We start from the raw sequence: 22581 nt of genomic DNA, 5'->3' as shown, positions 1-22581 counted from the left end.
GTACTCTACTAACCTATAAGCAATATCTACCTCACATGTCTCTTTAACAATCCTTTTACAACTATCTCTTTTTCCTACTGTCATCCTCTCCCACACAAACTATTTGTATACCAAAAAAAGAAACCTATACTAAATTCACAAAAAGCTACTTTCCTCTATGAAAGTAGCTTCCCTTTTCCTTTCTCCTTCTTCGGAAAAATAACATATGAAAATGAAATCGCAGTATCCACTAAAAGAATAATAGCCCACACTTGGCTTACACGGCTTGCTGCTTTATTTAAAACGATTCCTGACTCTAACCAATTCCCCCACTGTTCTACTGGAATAAACCCATACATGAAGAAAAAGAATATATGAACAGCAACAAACAAAATAAGATGTAAAACCCAATTTTTTATTTCCTGCTTCGCATGCGCCATCCCTGCTACTTCAATTGGTTCTTCGATAATAGACGCCGGTTCATTCCGCCACTTCGCAACTAATTTTTGTACATATATATCTAATTTCTTCAAATCCTTTTTCCCATAAAAAACTGCATATAATAAAATGATTACCGTAATGATTTGAAAATTAGAGAACTTCCCTGTTTGATAGTAGTCCAATACCCCTAAAGTTAAAATAAACACTTCATTTATGAGTAGCACAATCCCCATAATAAAGCTCGCCTTTTTCAAGCGAAATCCATACCTTAGTAAAAAGAATCCAATAGCTGATAACCAAAATACAATCTCTGCACCAATTAAAAAGTACCATCGATATTCTGCGAGTATACTCATTTATCCCTCTCCCTTTCATCATATATACGAAAAGCCTCATCCATATATACTAGAAGCTCTTCTTCAATTGGATACATACTCATTTTCTGTGAATCTTCTTTTGACTTTCTTACTTCCCACAATTTATCTAAAAATGCTTCATCACCATTTGCCATTTCTAAACACTTCTGCATTAATCTCTTCGTTGCCCCTTGTACCTCATCACATGATGCTTCCTTACCGTCTTTCATAAAGTTACGTAGTCGCTTTAATAAATTTACCCATTCTAAAACATTCGGATCTTCTTCACTCATATTCGGCAAGTTATGAAGCAATTTTTGTTCTTCCTTTGAAAATAATTCGTTTTGAAATATTTCACGTATACGAGACGACTGTTTCGAAAGCTGAATAAGTTCAAACATAACTTTCCAATCAAGTTCTCCTTCCACAGCTACCGAATAAACAACAGCTTGTAAAACACGCTCCATTCGATTGAATTTCTTTTGTTCTTCCTGTACAAACCGAAGTTGTTTTTCAAGAGAATCCTTTAAGTTAAGCTCACCTTTTACTAACATATTCGCAGCCTCTTTTAATGAAAATCCCATTTCCTTTAAAAACAAAATTTGTTGTAGTCGGATGACATCAGTTTCACTATATAACCGATGTCCACCCTCCGTTTTCCCGCTCGGCTTTAATAAATCTATTTGATCATAATAACGTAATGTACGTACTGTTACCCCTGTCTCTTTCGTCAATTGTTGTATTGAAATCACTACCATCACCTCTTCCCCTTCATTATAAAAGATGACGTTACGTAACTTTCAAGACTTTTGTAAAAAAAATACAAAAAGCTGTTTATACTCTTTGTATCAACAGCTTTTACGGAAATAATCCCTTTTGTATAGAGCGCCCACAAAATAAAATAAGTGCGCCAACAACAACACTCGTTGCTGTTTTATGATAATGAGCTGAAACTAATAAATAATATGATAAACCTACAGTACCAAGCATAATACAAATACTTGGCACTGGATTACGAGAGAAGTTTTGTATCCCCCAAAACAAAGCAAAAATAGCCGTAGCGACACATAATACCGGTAATCCCATCCCAGTTCCCCTTTTTCTATCTATTCCTTGTTGCTAACACACTCGTCGATGCCATACTTATTAATAAACCAAAAATAGCAATATATAATAACTCATTTACATGTACTGCTTGCCTATCTAAATACTTATTTACACAAAGATACATAATGAACAAGAAAATGAAGCTTGTAATACAAATCGTAAAATACGACTTTATCTTATTCACAACTCGCTCATCAATCGACGGTACTCCCTCTTCTTTCAAACGCTTTTGTTCTCTATATTCCGAAATACCATATAAAATGACTAGTGCTACATTCGATATGAAGATCGTTCCCCACGAAATATTTAAAATCATTAAACTCACATTTAAAACAAGACCCGCTAAAAATAAACTTCCTATAAACCGTATAATATCTTGTTTACTCATACATGATCAGCCTCTTTTTGATTTCTATACTTCCACTTCGGCCAATAATTCACAAAGAAATAAACAAACTGTCCTAATACAAATAAAACAAACGGCATGCCCGCATTTCCATCAACAATTAAATTATACAAACTCCATATTGCTAAACTAATCGTAAAAAATAACCCTACATATTTAAACGCTTTATCCGACTGAAATCTCTCAAACTCATCTTGCATTTTCATTCCTCCTATCGTTATGCTCGTTTTCCCGCCATTACTCCTATGATGAGACTACCCGCAAATAAGGAACTACATATCATAAATATTTCTTGCACTGGTATAACAGCTCTGCCTATTGCTTTACTCGCAACAATATAAACAATAAGCAATAAAAACGCGCATACAAATGAAACATTTACATACCTTTTTATGTTTTCATTTACTCGCTCATCTATATCTGGAAGTTCTTCTTTTTTGTACTTACGCTTTTTGTAATACACACACACTATCAAAAATGCAATTGCTAAAATGTTACTCACTACGAGTGATAAAATTGGTATAGCCGGATTCATAATATGAACTACAATGTCTCCCAAAAACAATCCAAAAGTCACACCGGTAAATAATTTTTTAGTATCGTTCATTTTTTCTCCCCTTACTCTAGCGTAAATATTTCCTCCACCTTCATCCCAAAATATTTGGCGATTTTTAAGGATAACTCTAGACTCGGGTTATAATGATGGTTTTCAATCGCCACAATTGTCTGTCGCGTCACTTGCATCGCCTTTGCCATTTCAACTTGCGTTATATGATTTTGCTTTCTTAACTCTTTTATTGTATTTTTTACACCCATAGGCTCCACCTTCGAAAGTAAAGATATCTTTACTTTAATTATAAATATTTTCCAATTGCAAGTAAAGATACCTTTACAAAAAAAGTAAAAAAAGAGACATCTATAAGATGCCTCTTTGCTACTACATAAATCCTAATGCATATACAAGAACGTACCCAAGAACAGATAAGCAAACCGAGCCAATCAATCCTGCCACGAATGCCCTACTTCCTAATTTGCGGAACGTTTTAAACTCTACATTTAAACCGAGTCCTGCCATTGCCATTGCAATAAGCATGTACGCAATGACTACAATATATCCAGCAACAACTTCTGGGATAATCCCAATCGAATGCACTGCACTCATCGCTAAAAATCCAAAGATGAACCATGGAATTGGAAGGTCGCGCCACGATCTTTTTTCCTCGCTATCTTCACTCTTACCAAACCATAATCCAATTAAAATTGCTACTGGCACAAGCATCGCAACGCGCGTTAATTTCACAATAACCGCGATGTCTACAGCCGTGCTACCTCCTGGCGCCGCCGCAGCGATAACGTGAGCGATTTCGTGCAATGTCGCACCTGAAAACACCCCGTAACCGTACGGTGAGAAGCCCAGCACTGGGTATAATAGCGTATAAATAAGTGTAAATATTGTACCTAAAATTGCAATAATCGCTGCCCCAACTGCCGTTTCTTCATCTTTCGCTTTCACTTGCGGTGCAATCGCGACGACTGCGGCCGCACCACAAATCGCCGTCCCGCATGCTGTTAAAATCCCAAGTTTCTTTTCTACTTTAAATACTTTCGTTAGTCCATATACAACGAAAATTGTAAATGTAATAACAACCGCTGCGATGACCAATACTTTCGGCCCCGCCTTCGCAATATCTACAAGATTTAACCGCATTCCAAGTAAGATGATCCCAAAGCGTAGCAACTTCTTGCTCGCAAAGTTCGTTCCCGCTATCGCTTCTTGAGGAATCCCGATTGCCGCGCGCCAAACCATCCCGATTAGAATAGCGATTACTAATTGTCCCATAATATTTAAAAATGGAAGCTCTGCTAAATATTTCGCGGCGATTGCGATTAATAACGTAATCCCAATACCTTGCGAAAATCCAAAGCCCTTCTTCTTTTGTATAACAAGTGTTTGTTCCACTTTGTACCACCCCAATAATCGTATTGGAACATGCATGTTCTTTCTAGTTACATTATAAGAGAGTTTTAATAATAAGTTTAATATTAATATTGAATCCCTATCATCAGAAATACTTATGATAAAATAAAAGCAAAAATAAAGGGGCCTAACAAATGAACGTCGACATTTTAAAGATCTTTGTTACTGTCGTTGAACAAAAACATTTTTCGCGTGCTGCGGAACTATTAAACCTTTCACAACCTGGCGTTAGTATGCACATTCGCAACCTGGAAAATGAATTTGGGACTACACTTATTCAGCGTTCCCCAAAGCACGTCCAAGTTACGGAAGCTGGAAACATATTATACATACACGCAAAGCAAATGCTTTCACTTTATGAAGATGCAAAACAGGAAATTAATGCGCTGCATAACGTCGTAACAGGGACACTTCGCATCGGCGCTAGCTTTACAATTGGCGAATACTTACTTCCAAAAATACTTGCGCGCTTTGCCAATGAAAATGCACACGTCGAAGTTCATACATTTATCTCCAATACGGAAGAAGTTTTGCAAAGCCTCCGCTCTAATCAAATTGATATCGGCTTAGTGGAAGGCCAAGTCGTATACGCTGACGTAGATGTTGAAACTTTTATGCAAGATGAAATGAAACTCGTCGTCCCGCCAAACCACCCATTGCTCCATATCAAGGGAATTAACGAAAATACATTGCAAGACCAAGTCTGGGTATTAAGGGAGAGCGGCTCTGGCACACGTGCCTATAGCGATCGCTTTATACACCAACATCATTTAAAAATGAAACGCTTCTTTACATTTAGCAGTATTCAAAGCGTGAAGGAAGCCGTTGCAGCCGGTCTTGGCATCGCTATCCTTTCAGATTGGACTGTTCGAAAAGAACTATTAGCAAAAGAACTATTCCACATCCCTGTTCCGAACGAAGAGCTAATCCGTCCATTCTCCATCGTGCGCGGCAAATATTTTATCCCGTCTAAAGCTATTCAAGTCTTTTTAAAACACGTAGATTCTTTTGCGAAAAAACAGAGTTGACCTTCACATTAGTGTGAAGGTTTACAATACATGTAAAAGGAGTGAAACGCATTGCGAATTGGAGAGTTATCAAAAGAAACTGGGGTTAGCGAAAGGGCACTAAGACATTATGAAGAGAAGGGATTACTCCCTTCGAAACGCCTAGCAAATGGCTACCGTGATTTTGATGAAAGTGCAATCGAAAAAGTAGAGCTGATTCAAATGTACTTGCAAATCGGCTTAAATTTAGAAGAAACAGAACGAATGCTACGTTGCCTTGAAATCGAGCCACATCTCTACGAAAATCCGTGTAGTAGTATCCTTGCACTTTACGAAGACAAACTTGATGAGGTAACGAAGCAAATCACATTACTTTCCAACATTCAAACGAATTTACAAAAACACGTTTCACTCCTAAAACAAGCAAAAGAAAAGGGATGATTACATGTTTGTTATACATGGCAGTTCAAGACAAAACGGAAATACGGAAGCTTTAACACATATGGTGATTGATGGGATTGAAACAGAACAAATTTACTTGCGTGATCATATTGTCCATCCAATCATAGATCAGCGCCATGATGTAGAAGGATTTCAACCTGTAAATGATGACTACGGGCAGTTAACCAAACGCATGCTAGAGCACGACACGATTATCTTCGCTACACCGCTATACTGGTACGGAATGAGCGGCCACATGAAGAACTTCGTTGATCGCTGGTCACAAAGCTTGCGTGATACATCTCTTCATTTTAAAGAAAAAATGAAAGGCAAAAAAATGTACGTTGTCATCGTTGGCGGAGACAGTCCAAAACTGAAAGCATTGCCGCTTATCGCCCAGTTTCAATATATCTTTGATTTTGTTGGTTCATCATTTGAAGGGTATATTATTGGGGATGCGAATGGACTAGATGAAATCAAGAACGATGCTGAGGCGCTAGCAAAAGCACAATTGTATAATAATAAATTCAAAAATAGCAACCAGAAATAAGTTTGACAAATCCATTTGTATGCGCATACAATAAAAATAATATTATGAAAGGAAGGTACTTTGACCAATGAAGTTCTAATTCTCTTATTTATTTCATCCATCACAAATAGTGAACAAAAATGATGAAAACTAGCAGAGGATTAGTCTGTCCATTTGTCGATACTTTCTTTCGATACGATCATGTAAAAAATCGTTTATTTATGTACGATTTTTACATTGAAGGGCGACATTTATCCTCTCTAGTGAAACTAGGGAGGTTTTTTTATGACTATTTTAATCGCACGTAATATCGAAAAGAGCTTTGGTGATCGCACCATATTTACGTTACCATCACTAGAAATTCAAGCAAACGATCGTATAGGAATTGTCGGAGTCAACGGAGCTGGAAAATCTACGTTATTACAAATATTAAGTAAAGAAATAGAAGCTGACAAAGGAACAGTAACTCATCATAGTTCTATCGCCATCATTCCACAGCTTAGCGAAGAAATACCGGAAACCGCTTCTTCCCTCGCTAAAGGAAAATGGAATATTTCAAACGTCGCAAATTCAATGAGCGGCGGTGAACGAATGCGCCTAAAGATCGCCCATGCCCTCGAACAAGATGCAGGCATTCTATTTGCTGATGAGCCAACAAGTCACTTAGATATGTTCGGTACAGAGCAATTAGAAAAGGCATTTTTATCTTATAAAGGTGCACTTGTTTTAATATCGCATGATCGTGATCTTTTAGATGCCATATGTACAAAAATCATCGAAGTTGAAGACGGTACTATTCAAGAATATAAAGGTAATTATTCAAACTATCGAAAGCAAAAAGAACGTGAGCGAATACAAAAGCAAGCAGAATATGATCAATATATACAAGAAAAAAATCGGTTAGAACAGTCAATTTCACAAAGAAAGCAACGTGCTTCTAGCATGACAAAAATCCCAACACGGTTCAGTTCATCTGAATCTAAACTTTATAAGTGCAGCGGGGCTCATGGGCAAGAAAATGTTAGCAAAGTAGCGAAAGCACTAGAAACACGCCTTGAAAAGTTGGAAGAGAAAGAAAAACCGAAGGACTTTTCTCAAGCTCAGTTTGACGTACAATACCACACACCAATTCATAGTAAAGCAGTTGTTCAGTTTAATAAAACAACGAAGAAAATAGGGGATCGCACATTATTTAAAAATATGAATGGAACAATTGTCCCTGGGGCAAAGCTTGCTATTTTAGGGGAAAACGGAAGCGGAAAAACAACTTTGTTCAAAATGCTTCTCGCGAACGAGCGTGGCATTCAGCTTTCGAAAAGTTGTAAAATTGGATACTTTGAACAAACATTATCTATTTTAAAAACAGATAAAACAATTTTAGAAAACGTTCTAGAAGAAACAAACTATACAGAATCGTTCGTTCGAACAATACTTGCACGGCTCCTATTCCGCCGTGAAGATGTTCATAAACCTGTGCACGTCTTAAGTGGCGGCGAACGAATGAAGGTTGCACTCGCAAAAGTATTTTTAGGAAACTATAATATGCTTCTGCTCGACGAACCGACAAACTATTTAGACTTGGCAACGCAAGAAGAATTAGAAAGCATGTTACAGGAGTATCCTGGTACAATACTTTTCATTAGCCATGACCGTGCCTTTATTCGTTCTGTTGCAAACCATATTCTACAAGTAGATGAGAGCGAACCAAGAATATTCCACGGCAATTACGAGCAATACACAAAAAGAACCACCCAAGCTTCTGTAAACGTTACTGAACAAGAATTATTACGATTACAAACAAAATTAACAGAAATCATCAGCCGGATTTCTATTCCAAATCAGCATGATGACATCACATTTCTCGAACAAGAATACGAAAAATTATTAGTTCGAATTCGGCAGTGTAAAGAAGCGCTCTAATGTCTTCCCCATATATCGACGGGACCTTCCACATTTCCCAAGAAATATCGAGGCTTCGACATAGAATATCACCCTACCTATCATGTTAGACACAATAACAACAAAAAGCCGTGCACCAGCACGGCTTTTCACTTTATCCCGCTATTTGTGGGCAGTAAGACTCCCACCTCAAAATTCGGCTTGAGCAAAGAAATTAGGTGGGAGTCGGGCTGCCCGTAAACGCCCGATTGGTGAGGGCTAATAATCAGTGGGGGATGAACCCCCCACTGATTAAAGTTTCACTTTATATACGAACAGCAGTCCCACTCACCGCAACCATTAGCATCCCTTCGCGAACTACTTCGTAGTCCACGTCGATACCAACAATGGCGTTCGCATTTTTTTGTCTTGCGAGAGTTTTCATCTCTTCCATTGCAATGTCGCGCGCTTCTTTTAATTTACTTTCGTAGGCGCCTGCGCGACCACCGACAACGTCACGGACAGAAGCGAAAAGGTCACGCACGATATTCGCACCCATGATTGCTTCGCCATTAACGATATCGATATACTCAATAATTTCTTTCCCTTGAATGGTAGAAGTTGTTGTTACAATCATGCTTTATAGCCTCCCATGTAAGATTTCCACTTACTTATGGTGCACTAATTCAGCAGAAATTATATTTACGAACTAAACTGCGCCTCATACAATCGGCTGTAACCCTCGCCTCGTTCGATTAGTTCCTCATGCGAACCTTGTTCTGCAATACCATCTTTATTTACAACGACGATGCGATCTGCATTTTTAATCGTTGCAAGCCTGTGAGCAATAACTAATGTTGTACGACCAACAGATAGTTCTGCAAGTGATTTTTGGATAGCAAGTTCTGTCTCTGTATCTAGCGCAGAAGTTGCTTCATCTAAAATTAAAATTGGCGGGTTCTTCAAGAACATACGGGCAATTGCTAAGCGCTGCTTTTGTCCTCCTGAAAGTTTCACACCACGCTCACCGATAACTGTATCTAAACCATCTGGTTGCGAGTAAATTAAGTCCTCTAGCTGAGCACGTTTTACCGCCTGCCAAATTTCAGATTCTGAAGCTTTTAAGTTTCCGTAAGTGATATTTTCACGAATTGTTCCTGAGAATAAGAAAACATCTTGCTGTACAATTCCGATTTGCTTACGAAGTGACGATAACGTCATCTCTTTAGTGTCAATGCCATCAATTTGAATTGATCCAGATGAGTGTTCATAAAAACGAGGTAATAAACTACATAGTGTTGTTTTCCCTGCCCCTGATGGTCCAACGAAAGCAACTGTTTCACCTGCATGTATTTTCAAACTAATATCGTTTAAAATCGGCTCTTTATTTTCATATCCGAACGTGATGTTATTGTATTGAATATCGCCGTGTACATGTTTAACTTCTATTGCATCTTTAGAATCTACAATATCCGGCTCTGTTTCCAGAAGTTCTACATATCTTTTAAAACCAGCGATCCCTTTCGGATAACTTTCAATAACCGCATTAATTTTTTCAATTGGGCGGAAGAAAATATTCGTTAATAAAACGAATCCAATAAATCCACCGTACGTTAATTCACCTTGCAGAACAAACCATGTACCACATATTAATACAAAGAGTGTTACAAGACGCATCAGCATATAACTAATCGATGAATTTAACGCCATAATTTTATACGCCATTAATTTTGTTGTACGGAAACGAGCATTATTTACAGCAAATTGCTCTTGCTCAAACTTTTCATTTCCGAATGCTTGTACAACGCGGATACCACCTACATTGTTCTCGATACATGCATTGAAATCAGCAACGTCTGAGAATAAACGTCTAAACGTACCTGTCATTTTTTTATTGAAGTAAAGTGCCAACCATAATAAGAACGGGATTACGAAGAATGTTAGAAGTGCTAACTTCCAGTTAATCATCATCATAAATGAAAATGCTCCAACTAAAGTCATAATGGCAATGAATAAATCTTCCGGTCCATGGTGAGCAATTTCCCCAATTTCCATTAAATCGTTTGTAAGACGTGAAATTAAATGACCTGTTTTATTATTATCAAAAAATCTGAATGATAGCTTTTGAATGTGATCAAATAATTTCTGCCTCATATCTGTTTCAATGTTAACCCCAAGCATATGTCCCCAATATGTAACGACATATTGCAAACCTGCATTTAGCACATAAACTATGAACAAACCGAAACAAGCCCATAAAATAAGCGTCCAGTTTTGTCCTGGTAATAACTTATCAATAAATTGATTTACGATAAGCGGGAAACCAAGTTCGAGTAAACCTGCGATAACCGCACAGGAAAAATCGAGTACGAATAAACCTTTGTACGGTTTATAGTAAGAAAAAAATTTACGTAGCATATCTTTCCTCCCTTTTCCAAATTAAAAGACTCTCTAAATGATAACCATTATCAAATAATTATTCAAGTTATCAGTCTATGAAACTAAAAAAACCTTCATCTATATTTGATGAAGGTTTCCATTTTATTTTATATAGCTTCCGAATCCCACTCGTGCTCTTGCTGAACAAATACAACACCTAATTCATGATGTCCCCCGGCGTATAATGCTGTTTGAGCAAGGCGAAGCTCTCCATTTGTATCTACTACTTCTAATTTACAAAACGCTCCTGTCGTCTTCGTTTGAAGCGCGTCATAAAACTCTTCGGTACTTCTTGGAATGATTCCATTTACTTTCGTAATAACTTCTCCAGGCTTTAAATTCATCTCTGCCCCAATTGTATTAGGAATTGTATCTAACACAACAAGTCCATCATTACGTGCGGCAAAGTATGCTGGTCTTTTCTCGTCTGCAATTTTCTCTTGCATCGAGATTGTAAAGCGTCCAAGCATTGCGACTCCCATCGCGATAATTGCGAATACGTGCCACCAGTAACTTGCGATACCTAAAACGAGTACGAGCCCCGCTAAACCATAGACGCGTCTTCCTGTAAATAATAAAGCTTCCGTCGGCTCATAACTTCTAACCTTTCTCATAAATCCAATTAAAAATGGAACGAGGAATAAAGAGTATGTAGTCGAACCTATTGAAACGACAGGCCACCAAGAAATAAATCCTGTCACCGCGTCTCCTGGTATAAGAATAAATACTGGCACAAGCCATAAACGATTGGATTCATGTAGTCCAATTCGTAGCCCACGCTTACCTTTATTAATTTTTGGCGTAGAATAACGAACTGCATTTTTAGAGATTAATAAACCCTCTACAACGAGCATAACGCCTAGTAAAATAGCAAGGGATACAATCGTACCCTCCTCACCTTCTCCAAGCTGTAAGAAGGAAACTGGCATCTTAGACGATAACAACACGAGTGCAATCGCGATTCCGAAAGTATAAGCCACAGATAAATATCGATACATAGCAGTTAATCCGAATAATAACGTCCAAAGTAAAATTGCCCATAAACTCGCTTTTGAAACAACAAGCCCGAGTCCAATCGTAATAATAGATACGATTAATCCGTACCCAATACCTGCAAATAGAGTTGTTCGTAGTTCAAACCAAATATCATATACTTTAAAAGAAAAATCTTTTCGTTCTCGTAATATACGTAAGTATCCAACGAAGATACTACTAATTAAAAATACATAGACAGCAGGGTGTAAGAAAAAACGTCCAACTGCTCGTAGTATTTCAAAAATCCATGCCTCCACGAATTCATTCACCACCATTTATATCATTCTTTCTTTTTATTTTATCATATTTAACACATAAAAAAATACAGGCATCCAAGTGCCTGTATTCTTTCTTATTTCGCTATTAATTTCAATGCCGTCTGTAATTGTAAATCGTTTTCTCCAGAACGGATTTTTTCAATAATTTTATTTTGAATTACTTCAGCTGTCTTTTTATCAAGTTGCCCTGTTGCTTCCATCTCATTCGCATTTTGGAATGCTTTTAGTGCTGATTCTGTCTCTTTGCTAAAGTATCCATCTTCACGTCCTGGTACATATCCTAAGCTCTTAAGCATTTCTTGCGCGTGTTTTACTTGTACATCATTTGAATTGTATGAAAGTGTCTTTTCAATTTGAATTGGTGTCGCATGATAATAATCTGGTTGCTTCACTTCTACAGTTGGCGCGATTCCTTTTTTATGAATCCAATTGCCATCTGGTGTTAACCATTTAAACATTGTTAATTTAATATTGCTGCCATCTTTAAATGGAACAGCCTGTTGAACAGTACCTTTACCAAACGTTTTTTCACCAATTAAATCGTATCCTTCTCCTTCTTTTAGCGCACCAGCTAAAATCTCTGAAGCAGAAGCACTTCCGTTATCAATTAATACTGAAATTGGATATGGCTTTCTCTCTTTCAGTTCCGTAGAGAATTTCTTCTTCTCACCATTTCGCTGTTCTACTTGTAGCATTGGCTTTTTATCTGTCATGATGTCTCCTAGTATATCTTCTACGCTATTTAAATAACCGCCAGGATTACCACGCACGTCAATAACTAAGCCTTTTATGTTTTTCTTCTCTAGCTCTTTTAACTGATCCTTAAATTCTTTCGCAGTATTTTCAGCGAAAGAAGTAATTTGCATATAACCGATATCTTTTCCGCTATCTTGCTTTACGGAACTAAATACAGTGAAAATCGGAATCTTTTCACGCTTAATTTTAAATTCTATCGGATCAGCCACTCCTGCGCGCTTAATTTCAATTGCAACAGTCGTTCCTTTTTTACCACGAATTTTTAATACTGCTTCTTCACGTGATAAATCTTTCACACTATTTCCATCTACAGATAAAATTTGGTCATTCGGTTTAATCCCTATCTTTTCTGCTGGTGAACCTTTAATTGGCGATACGATAATAAGCTTACCGTCCGTCTTGTTCACTTCAGCTCCAATCCCTTCAAGTTCAGGATCCAGTGACTGACTAAACTGTTTTGCCGTTTCTTTATCCATATACGTGGAATAAGGGTCCTTCAGCGTAGACAACATTCCCTGTATCGCACCTTCGACTAATTTGTCGTCTTTCACGTCTTCCACATAACGTGAATCAATTAGTGCATACGCCTCATTAATCTTTACCAAATTTCCTTGCGCTGTGCCAGCATTACCATTCGATACTGTTTGTGTTACATACGCTGGGTTTATCCCAAACCAGTACATACCACCAAACATCCCGCCAGCACCAATTAAAAATGCAACAACCATTCCAATAATTGCAACTCTACGTTTCAATGCGGAATTCCCCTTTCCAGAACACACAGGTGGTGTAGCAAAAGGCATCACACGATGTGTGATGCCTTTACCTATTTCTACTATATGATAAGCTTGTACGAATTATGTTTGCAACTTTTTATACTTTTAAGAAGCGACGAATTGACATTACACTTCCCCACATACCGATTAATGCACCGATTAACATTAATAAACCAGCTAATTGGAATACGAATGGGTTGTATGGTAGAAGCTCGAAAATTGTTCCGCCAAGTTTTTCATTAAACACACCTTGCAACGAATTATACATAACTAAAATTAGGCCAATTGGAATAATTGATCCTAATACTCCTAGGAATAATCCCTCCAACAAGAACGGCCAACGAATAAACCAGTTTGTTGCACCAACAAGTTTCATAATTTCAATCTCAGTACTACGAGCATAAATTGTAATTTTAATTGTGTTAGAGATTAAGAACATCGCTGTGAATAGAAGACCCGCAATTAACGCAATCCCGATGTTACGACCAGTTTTTACAGTATCAAATAATTTTTCAACTTGACCTTTACCGTATTGAACATTACTTACAAACTGCATTTTCTCAATCTTTTTCGCAATTGTTGCCGTATCTGTTGGTTCTTTCGCCTTTACAACAAATACGTTTTTCAGTGGGTTATCTTGCTCAAATAACTCGAACGTTTTTCCACTATCGCCTAAGCTTTTAATTAAACGTTTCAACTCTTCTTCTTTAGAAGAATATTTAATAGAATCTACTTTCGCAATTTTACTCATATCTTCTTCTAATTTCTTTTGATCAGCCTCTTTTGCTGCTGGATCAACATGCACACGAATTTCTACATCTTGCTCTACTTTCGTCGCAAAATGGTTCATATTCATAATCGCTGTCAAAAAGACACCTACAAGTAATAATGTAACTGTTACTGCACTTACAGAAGCAAATGTCATCCATCCGTTACGGGATAGATTTTTCACACCTTCTCGCAAATGTCGACTAAGGGTTTTAGCCTTCATATCCGTATCCTCCCTCAATCTCGTCTCGAACAATTCTTCCGCCTTCAATTGCAATTACACGATGACGAATTGTATTTACGATATCTGCGTTATGTGTCGCCATAACAATCGTTGTACCACGCTCATTAATACGTTTAAAAATCTTCATAATATCAAGAGCTGTTTCAATATCTAAGTTACCTGTTGGCTCATCGGCAATTACAACCTTTGGCTTATTTACAATCGCTCTTGCAATCGCCACACGTTGTTGCTCTCCGCCCGAAAGCTCATTTGGAAGTGCATCGGCACGCTCTTCAAGACCAACAAGACCTAACACTTCTGTAACGCGCTCACGAATCGCTTCCTTCTCTTCTTCAATTACTTCTAAAGCAAACGCAACATTCTCATATACCGTTAATTTAGGTAGCAATTTAAAATCTTGGAAAATTACGCCTAATTGACGACGGAAATACGGAACATCTCTTTCTGCTAATGTTTCAATTACAAGTCCATTTACATTAATTGATCCTGTAGATGGCTTCTCTTCACGATACATCATTTTAATAAATGTAGATTTTCCGGCTCCACTCGGTCCAACTACGTATACGAATTCACCTTGTTTAATGTTAACTGTGAGACCAGCAATGGCTTTCATACCATTTGGGTACTCCTTATAAACATTCGTCATTTTTATCATTATTTATCACCCAATACTTAATGATTTTTTTCGAAATACTTTTCTGTACATTTGAAAATAAAAGAACAACCTTTATTTTCGCTCGACCATTCTTGTTGAAGGTAGCTTCCATACATGCTCTTTATTAGCAACGCTACTCTATGTAATATATTTCATCAAAATTCTACAAACCCCATTGTAACATCAATCGGTTTCCAATTCGGATACAGTTTTGTTACAGTTCTGTTACATCCCAAGAAAAGGTAAACGAGCTCATGTAATTACTTAACCCGAAGCACTTTTCGGTCAAGTTATACAATCAGCTCGTTTATTAATTACGTTTCTTATTTATGCTCCGCTAACCATTCAGCTACTTTTTTTGCGTCTTCACCTTGAATAAGTCCAGGTGACATTGAGCCGCGACCTTTTTTAATAATTTCTTCGATATCTGCAGCGTCATACTTACTGCCTACTTTTCTTAAATCAGGTCCAGTTGCTCCTGATAAATCTTTAGCATGACAACCTATGCAACTTTTTTGGTAAATTTGCTCTGCGCTATCTGTGCTTGCAGATTGTTTTGATGGTTTACTCTCTTCTTTATTTCCACATGCTCCTAAAGCAAAAACGACTGATGTCCCCAGCGTAATAGCCAACAATTTCTTTTTCACTTCTATCGCTCCCCATTGTTGATATTCTTTTCATTCATAACTAGGCAATAGTTTTCATAACACATTCAATATTCATTATAAGCATTATCTTTATATAGAAAAACTAAGGTGTATTTCATATTTTTTACAAATATAGTGAGAAGCCTAATGAAATAAGCTTTCATAAATTGTTTCAATTCTGTGAACACCTTAGAAAGTTCTATAAAGAGCCTTTTTCTCCAATCAAAACTGAGAAATTCTATATAAAGTCCTACTCTATTACCACTTTGTTTTACTATTCTCTACCTTTTACAAAACAATATACAGCATTGTATTCTACATATAATCTCATCAAAAAGAGAAGTTGTCGTTTCCAACTTCTCTTCCTCTTTATTTCATCAATATAAATAAGATAAGCCTCTTTATATCCTCTTGGACCTCAACATGTGCCAACAATTCTGTTGGCTTTTTCTCTTATTAAATACGAGAACGTAAATACGCATCAATAAACGGATTAATTTCTCCATCCATAACTGCTTGTACGTTACCAACTTCTGTATTTGTACGATGGTCTTTCACAAGAGAATACGGGTGGAATACGTAAGAACGGATTTGGCTTCCCCATCCAATTTCTTTTTGCTCTCCGCGAATCTCATCTAATTGTGCTTGTTGTTCTTCTAATTTCTTTTGATATAATTTCGCTTTTAGCATTTTCATCGCATGCTCACGGTTTTTAATTTGAGAACGCTCTGACTGACATGTTACAACCGTGTTTGTTGGTAGATGAGTTATACGAACTGCTGAATCTGTCGTATTAACGTGCTGTCCACCTGCACCACTTGCACGATACGTATCTATTTTCAAATCTTCTGTACGCACTTCAATTTCAACTTCATCATTGAATTCAGGTACAACTTCACAAGATACGAACGATGTATGACGACGACCTGAAGAATCGAACGGTGAAATACGTACAAGACGATGTACACCTTTCTCCGCTTTCAAGTAACCGTAAGCGTTATGACCTTTAATTAATAATGTAACACTCTTAATACCAGCTTCATCGCCCGGTAAGTAGTCAACCGTTTCTACTTTAAACCTACGTTTTTCAGCCCAGCGCGTGTACATACGTAATAACATCGAACCCCAGTCTTGTGACTCTGTTCCACCTGCACCTGGGTGTAATTCTAAAATAGCGTTATTTTTATCATAAGGATCGCTTAATAGTAACTGCAGCTCGTACTCATTCATTTCTTGAATTAAAGTTTTCACTTCAGATTCTAGTTCCTCATGTAAATCTTCATCATACTCTTCTTTAAGTAAGTCATGCGTCATTTCTAAGTTTTCGAACGTCTCATCTAACTGACGGAACCTTCCAACCATATCTTTCAGCGCATTCGCTTCATTAATTACAGCTTGTGCGCCTTGTTGGTCATCCCAAAATCCTGCGCCCATCATCGTTTCTTCTAATTCTGCAATTTGTTTTTCCTTAGTAGGAAGGTCAAAGAGACCCCCTAAAAGCCGCTAATCTCTTAGCCATTTTTTCTAATTCTTGCCTAATTTCTACTAATTCCATTTCCTTCACCTCTATGTAATTGCTGTTACTTTCATATGAAAACAAGGGAAACTCTCTCCGCTTATTACGGAGAGAGTTTAATCCTTTTCATTATACATTTTTGATGTAAAAATTTGCAAAGCAGTCTAAACTACAGTTTCTTATTACTGCCCAATGCCACAACAGTTTTTATATTTCTTGCCACTACCACATTTACATAAATCGTTGCGTCCCATTTGGTCACCTTTTACAACCGGTTTTTTCTTCGCGTCTTCGCCATCGCTTGATGGATGAACAGCTTCACCTTGAACAACTTCTTGACGCTCTAAGTTTTGCTCAATTTCAGCTTTCATAATGTAACGAGAGATTTCCTCTTCAATAGAAGCGATCATCGACTCGAACATTGCGAATCCTTCCATTTGGTATTCACGAAGTGGATCGATTTGTCCGTAAGCACGTAAATGAATACCTTCACGAAGATGATCCATTGCATCGATATGATCTGTCCATTTCGTATCTACAACACGGAATACAACAACCTTTTCGAATTCACGCGTCTGCTCTTCAGGTAGAAGCTTCTCTCTTTCATTATAACGCTCTAACAATTTCGCGATAATTGATTCGCTCATTTCTTCTGGAGCAAGGCGACGTAACTCTTCTTCTTTTACATCTCCTTCTTCAAGAAGGTTTGTATTTAAGTAATCGACAAGACCTTTAATGCTCCAATCTTCTTCGATTTCTTCTTGCGTATGAAGTGCAACAGCACGTTCTATCGTAGATTTCATCATACCTTCAATAATACTGCGTAAGTTCTCTGAATCCATTACTTCTTGACGCTGTTTATAAATTACTTCACGTTGTTGACGAAGTACATCGTCGTATTGCAATAGTTGCTTACGTGCATCATAGTTATTTCCTTCCACACGTTTTTGTGCAGATTCTACAGCACGAGAAACCATTTTACTTTCGATTGGCTGTGAATCATCCATACCAAGACGATCCATCATCGCTTTCATATTGTCAGAACCGAAGCGGCGCATTAGTTCATCTTCCATTGATAAGTAGAACTGTGTTACACCAGGGTCCCCTTGACGACCAGAACGACCACGTAACTGATTATCAATACGACGGCTTTCGTGACGCTCTGTACCGATAACTGCTAGACCGACGTTTCTAATATCGTCGCCTAACTTAATATCCGTACCACGACCAGCCATATTCGTCGCAATTGTTACAGCGCCTTTCATACCAGCTTCTGCAATGATATCTGCTTCACGCGCATGGTTTTTTGCATTTAAGATATTATGACGTACACCTTTACGTGTTAACATTTTTGAAATAAGCTCTGACGTTTCAATTGCAACTGTACCAACAAGAATAGGTTGCCCTTGCTTATGACGATTTACAATATCCTCAACAACTGCATTGAATTTACCTTCCATTGATTTGAAGATTAAATCAGCACGATCATCACGAATAATATCTTTATTCGTTGGAATTACGATAACATTCATATTGTAAATACTACGGAATTCTTCTTCTTCCGTTTTCGCTGTACCAGTCATACCAGATAATTTTTCGTACATACGGAAGTAGTTTTGGAACGTAATTGTTGCAAGCGTCATACTTTCATTTTGAATTTCTACGCCTTCTTTTGCTTCAATAGCTTGATGTAAACCTTCGCTATAACGACGACCTTTCATAAGACGACCAGTGAATTGGTCTACGATTACGATTTCGCCTTCTTGTACAACATAATCTGTATCAAGGTGCATAACAACATGTGCACGAAGCGCCTGATTAATATGGTGAAGAAGTGCTACATGTTTTAAATCGAATAAGTTATCGATATGGAAAGCTTTCTCAGCTTTCGTAATACCATCTTCTGTTAACATTACATTTTTCGTTTTCACATCAAATGAATATTCTTTTTCATTTTCTAATGTACGAACGAATGCATTTGCAAACATGTATAGCTCTGCTGATTTTTGAGCTTGTCCCGAAATAATAAGCGGCGTACGTGCTTCATCGACTAAAATAGAATCGACTTCATCGATGATAGCAAAATTAAGTGGACGCTGAACGCACTGCTCTCTATATAACACCATGTTGTCACGTAAGTAATCGAACCCAAGCTCGTTATTTGTGCTATACGTAATATCAGCAGCATAAGCAGCTTGTTTCTCTTCACGTGACATACTATTTAAGTTAATCCCTACAGTTAAGCCAAGGAACTCATGAAGTTGTCCCATTTCGCTCGCATCACGTTGCGCTAAGTATTCATTGACTGTAACAACGTGAACACCTTTTCCTGTTAATGCGTTTAAATATACAGGTAAAGTAGATGTTAACGTTTTACCTTCACCTGTTTTCATCTCAGAGATATTTCCTTCATGTAAGGCGATACCACCCATTAGCTGTACGCCATATGGACGCATTCCAAGAACACGATTCGCTGCTTCACGAACAACCGCAAAAGCTTCAGGAAGTAGATCATCTACTGTCTCACCTTTTGTCAGACGTTCTTTAAATTCAATCGTCTTTCCTTTTAATTGTTCATCAGTTAGCGGCTTAATAGATGATTCTAATGCATCAATTTGCTCCACTGTCTTCTGCATACGTTTAATTTGGCGTTGGTTGACATCAAATACCTTTTTTAAAATACCGATCATAGGAAATACGCTCCTCTTTTATTAAAATAAAACTTCCGATTGCTTTCTTTTTCTCTTTACAATCAGTCGTTATAAAAATCAAATTTATGTTATGCCAATTTTTCTCCTAATTAAAAAACTAAAATGTATAAACCTAATGATAATTGTAACACTTGTCTTATAACTATGACAACAATCGTCCAAATGTCGAGCCATAGATTCAGAAAAAGTTTTTATTTTATTTTATTTTTTCCAACAAACTACTATCTCTTCGTTACAAATTTTGTATTAAATCTAAGTAGTATTCTTTCAAGTTCTCTTTTAAAGAAGATGGCTCAATTATTTTTATAGTTTTACCAAAACTAGCTAGATATGAAATGATAAAGTTGATTTCAGCAGGCTCATAAGTTCCTATTAAATATGTATCTTCACATTCTTCCCATAATTTCATCGAAGGATATTGTTGTTGCTTGAATATCTCTATCCCCCTCGCAGTAATTGAGCATTTAAATTGAATAGCTTGTTCAGTTGCCTTCCAAAGACTATGTGCGTTATGTATATTTATATTTTCCAAATCCAGACTATCCTGAGCATCTACCATTTCTAACGACCTAATACGATCACAGCGAAACACTCGATAAGTCGCTTTATCTAAATCGTAAGCCTGACAATACCAATAACCTTTCATTGCATAAATCGAAATCGGCTGAATACGGCGCATTGTCGTTTGTTTCGGCGTTACATAGTTTATAGTTAAAGCCCTATTTTGAACAGCAGCTAACAAACTCTCTTCTAGATAACCACATTCATGTGCTTGTTCCAAATGAAAAAAGGATACTCTTTTTTGCAAGTTTTCAATTTGCTCACGCTGTTTTGACGAAACACTATCTAAAAATTTCTTATTAATGGAACGAAACGAGATTTGAAAAGGAATACTTACAAAACTACTTAGTGCCTGCATTGCAAAATAAAGTGCAAAAACTTCATGATTTGTAAATGAAATCGGTGGTAATGTCATCGTTTTTATTAAACGATACCCTCCATACCGACCATACTCTGCAAAAAGAGGTACACCCATTTCCTCTAATGATGCAATATCACGTAAAGCTGTCCTTTTTGAAATTTGAAATTCATCCATTAAATTTTTCAATGTGAATATTTGTTTTTGATTAATAAAACGTAGCATCTGATTTAAACGCTCAACTTTTTTCATAAACTCTCCCTATAGGTGCCACATATTGGCACCTTATATTTGTATAGTAATAAGTGTAAACATATATGAAGGAGGCAATACAATGAACTTTGAAGTAATCCCTTTTTTATCATTAAATGGGCAAGGTGCTAAAGCAATTGCATTTTACGAACAGTATTTAGACGCAAAAGTTTTATTTAAAAAGAATTATAAAGAAATGAAAGAAATAGATCCGAATTTCACGTATAAAGAAAGCCAAGAACATTATATTACCCATTCCGTTTTACAAATTGGCACTAATAAAATTATGATTGCAGAACAGGCAGTGGATTCCACACGCCCTTGGCAATTAAGTAATAGCTCATCATTATGCATTCAATCTAAAGATTTCCAAACCATTGCAGCACTCTATCACAATCTAATTCAACATGATGAGGTTTATATTTTAACACCTTTTGAAAAAAACTCCTTCAGCCCTGGTTACGCCATTGTGCGAGATCCTTTTGGAATAGTAATACAATTGACCGTTACAAAACATGACTTCTAAATTTCATTACGAATAAGCCATTTAAATTCATATCAATATTACAAGATAGGAAGGCAAAAACATATTAAAAAAGCGCAGCCATTTCGGCTGCGCTTTTGAATGATTATTTAGTTTCGATTAAACCATATTTCCCATCTTTACGGCCATATACAACATTAGTTTCATTTGTATCAGCATTTGTGAAGACGAAGAAACTATGTCCTAGCATATCCATTTGCAAGATCGCTTCTTCAACGTCCATCGGTTTTAAATCGAATCGTTTTGTACGTACAAGTTCTAATTCATCCTCTTCTACCGCATCCAGAACAGCTACTGCTTCTGGAAGGATAAAGTTAGTTTTCACAGAACCTTTCTCACGTAATTTACGGTTTACTTTTGTTTTATGTTTACGAATTTGTCGCTCAATTTTATCAACTACTAAATCAATCGCAGCGTACATATCGCTATTTGTTTCTTCTGCACGAAGTAATAAATCTGTAAATGGAATTGTTACCTCGATACGTTGCTTGTCAGAGTATACTTTTAAATTAACCTTAATCTCTGGGAATGTATCAAAATAACGCTCTAATTTACTTAGTTTTTTCTCTACATATTCCTTTAATGCTGGAGTTACTTCAATATTTTCACCACGAATGTTGAATTTCATAGATGAATTCCTCCTTTCAAGCCTATGTACTATAATTTCGACATTGGCTTAAAAACTCCTTCTAATTTTTTTGAAAAATTAGTGGAATTGCGATTTTTTTATCGTTTTTTGTTGAAATGAAAAGATGCATCGTTTCTATCTTTATTTTATCCTATTAACATCATGAATAACGAATGTAACTGTGGACAATTAGTTACAGAAAAGAAACAACTTTTTGACAACTTACCCACAACAAAAAAGCCCTTGTTACGAGCAAGAGCTTTCGCCATCTATATAATGCTGTTAAAAATA

The 22581-nt window shown here is 36.9% G+C and carries 24 protein-coding genes; 5 read left to right on the top strand and 19 right to left on the bottom strand.

The features are described from left to right. Positions 1–155: 155 nt before the first annotated feature. From I6L50_RS06725 to I6L50_RS06690, 8 genes are all read right to left on the bottom strand, one after another. Positions 156–776, bottom strand: a complete 621-nt coding sequence (locus I6L50_RS06725; protein WP_219300931.1) for a hypothetical protein — start codon at positions 774–776, stop codon at positions 156–158. Beyond that, positions 773–1534 (bottom strand): MerR family transcriptional regulator, encoded by a 762-nt coding sequence (locus I6L50_RS06720; protein WP_219300930.1) that lies wholly within the window; start codon positions 1532–1534, stop codon positions 773–775. The genes I6L50_RS06725 and I6L50_RS06720 overlap by 4 nt, the downstream gene beginning before the upstream one ends. Positions 1535–1634: 100 nt before the next feature. Next, positions 1635–1862, bottom strand: coding sequence for a hypothetical protein (locus I6L50_RS06715; RefSeq protein WP_219300929.1), 228 nt, complete (start codon positions 1860–1862; stop codon positions 1635–1637). A 16-nt stretch (positions 1863–1878) separates the two neighbouring features. Continuing rightward, positions 1879–2271 carry an ATPase gene (locus I6L50_RS06710; RefSeq protein WP_219300928.1) on the bottom strand — a complete coding sequence of 131 codons (393 nt, stop codon included), beginning with the start codon at positions 2269–2271 and terminating at the stop codon, positions 1879–1881. After that, positions 2268–2489 carry a hypothetical protein gene (locus I6L50_RS06705; RefSeq protein WP_219300927.1) on the bottom strand — a complete coding sequence of 74 codons (222 nt, stop codon included), beginning with the start codon at positions 2487–2489 and terminating at the stop codon, positions 2268–2270. Before I6L50_RS06705 ends, I6L50_RS06710 begins: the two co-directional genes overlap by 4 nt. A gap of 17 nt (positions 2490–2506) precedes the next feature. Beyond that, positions 2507–2896, bottom strand: coding sequence for a hypothetical protein (locus tag I6L50_RS06700; protein WP_215587063.1), 390 nt, complete (start codon positions 2894–2896; stop codon positions 2507–2509). Positions 2897–2907: 11 nt separating this feature from the next. After that, entirely contained in the window at positions 2908–3105 is a 198-nt protein-coding gene (locus I6L50_RS06695; protein WP_002143740.1) for a helix-turn-helix transcriptional regulator, read from the bottom strand. A 121-nt stretch (positions 3106–3226) separates the two neighbouring features. Continuing rightward, positions 3227–4249 carry a YeiH family protein gene (locus tag I6L50_RS06690; protein ID WP_219300926.1) on the bottom strand — a complete coding sequence of 341 codons (1023 nt, stop codon included), beginning with the start codon at positions 4247–4249 and terminating at the stop codon, positions 3227–3229. A 152-nt stretch (positions 4250–4401) separates the two neighbouring features. On the opposite strand from I6L50_RS06690, the gene I6L50_RS06685 reads away from it, so the two are divergent. The 4 genes from I6L50_RS06685 to abc-f all read left to right on the top strand — a co-directional run bounded on the left by I6L50_RS06685 (position 4402) and on the right by abc-f (position 8164). Then, positions 4402–5295 carry a LysR family transcriptional regulator gene (locus tag I6L50_RS06685; RefSeq protein WP_012261980.1) on the top strand — a complete coding sequence of 298 codons (894 nt, stop codon included), beginning with the start codon at positions 4402–4404 and terminating at the stop codon, positions 5293–5295. A gap of 51 nt (positions 5296–5346) precedes the next feature. Further along, positions 5347–5715 (top strand): MerR family transcriptional regulator, encoded by a 369-nt coding sequence (locus I6L50_RS06680; RefSeq protein WP_002016114.1) that lies wholly within the window; start codon positions 5347–5349, stop codon positions 5713–5715. Positions 5716–5719: 4 nt separating this feature from the next. Continuing rightward, positions 5720–6265 (top strand): flavodoxin family protein, encoded by a 546-nt coding sequence (locus I6L50_RS06675; protein WP_113936260.1) that lies wholly within the window; start codon positions 5720–5722, stop codon positions 6263–6265. Positions 6266–6529: 264 nt separating this feature from the next. After that, positions 6530–8164 (top strand): ribosomal protection-like ABC-F family protein, encoded by a 1635-nt coding sequence (gene abc-f, locus I6L50_RS06670; RefSeq protein ID WP_219300925.1) that lies wholly within the window; start codon positions 6530–6532, stop codon positions 8162–8164. 283 nt (positions 8165–8447) lie between these two features. On the opposite strand, the gene I6L50_RS06665 is transcribed toward abc-f, so the two are convergent. The 10 genes from I6L50_RS06665 to I6L50_RS06620 form a co-directional block, all read right to left on the bottom strand. Then, positions 8448–8759, bottom strand: coding sequence for a heavy metal-binding domain-containing protein (locus tag I6L50_RS06665; RefSeq protein ID WP_002068307.1), 312 nt, complete (start codon positions 8757–8759; stop codon positions 8448–8450). A 65-nt stretch (positions 8760–8824) separates the two neighbouring features. Further along, positions 8825–10540 (bottom strand): ABC transporter ATP-binding protein, encoded by a 1716-nt coding sequence (locus I6L50_RS06660; protein WP_219300924.1) that lies wholly within the window; start codon positions 10538–10540, stop codon positions 8825–8827. A 128-nt stretch (positions 10541–10668) separates the two neighbouring features. After that, positions 10669–11853 carry a PDZ domain-containing protein gene (locus I6L50_RS06655; RefSeq protein ID WP_219300923.1) on the bottom strand — a complete coding sequence of 395 codons (1185 nt, stop codon included), beginning with the start codon at positions 11851–11853 and terminating at the stop codon, positions 10669–10671. 95 nt (positions 11854–11948) lie between these two features. Next, positions 11949–13385, bottom strand: a complete 1437-nt coding sequence (locus I6L50_RS06650) for a S41 family peptidase (protein WP_444992483.1) — start codon at positions 13383–13385, stop codon at positions 11949–11951. A 118-nt stretch (positions 13386–13503) separates the two neighbouring features. Further along, the gene (gene ftsX / locus I6L50_RS06645; RefSeq protein ID WP_002089596.1) at positions 13504–14397 is read right to left on the bottom strand and encodes a permease-like cell division protein FtsX; all 894 of its coding nucleotides are present in this window, start codon (positions 14395–14397) and stop codon (positions 13504–13506) included. Beyond that, complete coding sequence (gene ftsE / locus I6L50_RS06640; protein ID WP_002016128.1) at positions 14387–15073, bottom strand: cell division ATP-binding protein FtsE; 687 nt, start codon at positions 15071–15073, stop codon at positions 14387–14389. Before ftsE ends, ftsX begins: the two co-directional genes overlap by 11 nt. Positions 15074–15396: 323 nt before the next feature. After that, positions 15397–15720: a cytochrome c551 gene (gene cccB / locus I6L50_RS06635; protein WP_002089600.1), complete on the bottom strand. Its 324-nt coding sequence runs from the start codon at positions 15718–15720 to the stop codon at positions 15397–15399. A gap of 456 nt (positions 15721–16176) precedes the next feature. After that, positions 16177–17275 (bottom strand): peptide chain release factor 2 gene (prfB, locus tag I6L50_RS06630; protein ID WP_100248371.1). Its coding sequence is split into 2 segments (ribosomal slippage): positions 16177–17202 and positions 17204–17275, totalling 1098 coding nucleotides; the frame shifts between segments, so codons are not numbered across the junction. Between the two features lie 143 nt (positions 17276–17418). Further along, complete coding sequence (gene secA / locus I6L50_RS06625; RefSeq protein ID WP_002034761.1) at positions 17419–19926, bottom strand: preprotein translocase subunit SecA; 2508 nt, start codon at positions 19924–19926, stop codon at positions 17419–17421. Positions 19927–20179: 253 nt separating this feature from the next. Continuing rightward, a complete protein-coding gene (locus I6L50_RS06620) occupies positions 20180–21118 on the bottom strand; it encodes a helix-turn-helix transcriptional regulator (RefSeq protein ID WP_219300922.1) in 939 nt (312 codons plus the stop codon). 82 nt (positions 21119–21200) lie between these two features. On the opposite strand from I6L50_RS06620, the gene I6L50_RS06615 reads away from it, so the two are divergent. After that, positions 21201–21644 (top strand): VOC family protein, encoded by a 444-nt coding sequence (locus tag I6L50_RS06615; protein WP_219300921.1) that lies wholly within the window; start codon positions 21201–21203, stop codon positions 21642–21644. A gap of 103 nt (positions 21645–21747) precedes the next feature. Here I6L50_RS06615 and hpf read toward each other — a convergent pair whose 3' ends face one another. After that, positions 21748–22290 carry a ribosome hibernation-promoting factor, HPF/YfiA family gene (gene hpf / locus I6L50_RS06610; protein ID WP_002034758.1) on the bottom strand — a complete coding sequence of 181 codons (543 nt, stop codon included), beginning with the start codon at positions 22288–22290 and terminating at the stop codon, positions 21748–21750. Positions 22291–22581 lie beyond the last annotated feature (291 nt).

This window comes from Bacillus sp. FDAARGOS_1420, assembly GCF_019344915.1.
Classification (GTDB): Bacteria; Bacillota; Bacilli; order Bacillales; family Bacillaceae_G; genus Bacillus_A; species Bacillus_A mycoides.
The sequence above is the reverse complement of the archived record's forward strand: the minus strand, read 5'-3'. Positions and strand labels throughout refer to the sequence as shown.

Coding starts and splice junctions, on each gene's coding strand:
- I6L50_RS06615 (WP_219300921.1), top strand. CDS start 21,201: ATGAACTTTGAAGTAATCCCTTTTTTATCATTAAATGGGCAAGGTGCT.
- hpf (WP_002034758.1), bottom strand. CDS start 22,290: ATGAAATTCAACATTCGTGGTGAAAATATTGAAGTAACTCCAGCATTA.
- I6L50_RS06675 (WP_113936260.1), top strand. CDS start 5,720: ATGTTTGTTATACATGGCAGTTCAAGACAAAACGGAAATACGGAAGCT.
- abc-f (WP_219300925.1), top strand. CDS start 6,530: ATGACTATTTTAATCGCACGTAATATCGAAAAGAGCTTTGGTGATCGC.
- I6L50_RS06725 (WP_219300931.1), bottom strand. CDS start 776: ATGAGTATACTCGCAGAATATCGATGGTACTTTTTAATTGGTGCAGAG.
- ftsE (WP_002016128.1), bottom strand. CDS start 15,073: ATGATAAAAATGACGAATGTTTATAAGGAGTACCCAAATGGTATGAAA.
- I6L50_RS06705 (WP_219300927.1), bottom strand. CDS start 2,489: ATGCAAGATGAGTTTGAGAGATTTCAGTCGGATAAAGCGTTTAAATAT.
- I6L50_RS06720 (WP_219300930.1), bottom strand. CDS start 1,534: ATGGTAGTGATTTCAATACAACAATTGACGAAAGAGACAGGGGTAACA.
- I6L50_RS06665 (WP_002068307.1), bottom strand. CDS start 8,759: ATGATTGTAACAACAACTTCTACCATTCAAGGGAAAGAAATTATTGAG.
- I6L50_RS06695 (WP_002143740.1), bottom strand. CDS start 3,105: ATGGGTGTAAAAAATACAATAAAAGAGTTAAGAAAGCAAAATCATATA.
- I6L50_RS06710 (WP_219300928.1), bottom strand. CDS start 2,271: ATGAGTAAACAAGATATTATACGGTTTATAGGAAGTTTATTTTTAGCG.
- ftsX (WP_002089596.1), bottom strand. CDS start 14,397: ATGAAGGCTAAAACCCTTAGTCGACATTTGCGAGAAGGTGTGAAAAAT.
- I6L50_RS06715 (WP_219300929.1), bottom strand. CDS start 1,862: ATGGGATTACCGGTATTATGTGTCGCTACGGCTATTTTTGCTTTGTTT.
- I6L50_RS06685 (WP_012261980.1), top strand. CDS start 4,402: ATGAACGTCGACATTTTAAAGATCTTTGTTACTGTCGTTGAACAAAAA.
- I6L50_RS06700 (WP_215587063.1), bottom strand. CDS start 2,896: ATGAACGATACTAAAAAATTATTTACCGGTGTGACTTTTGGATTGTTT.
- I6L50_RS06620 (WP_219300922.1), bottom strand. CDS start 21,118: ATGAAAAAAGTTGAGCGTTTAAATCAGATGCTACGTTTTATTAATCAA.
- secA (WP_002034761.1), bottom strand. CDS start 19,926: ATGATCGGTATTTTAAAAAAGGTATTTGATGTCAACCAACGCCAAATT.
- I6L50_RS06660 (WP_219300924.1), bottom strand. CDS start 10,540: ATGCTACGTAAATTTTTTTCTTACTATAAACCGTACAAAGGTTTATTC.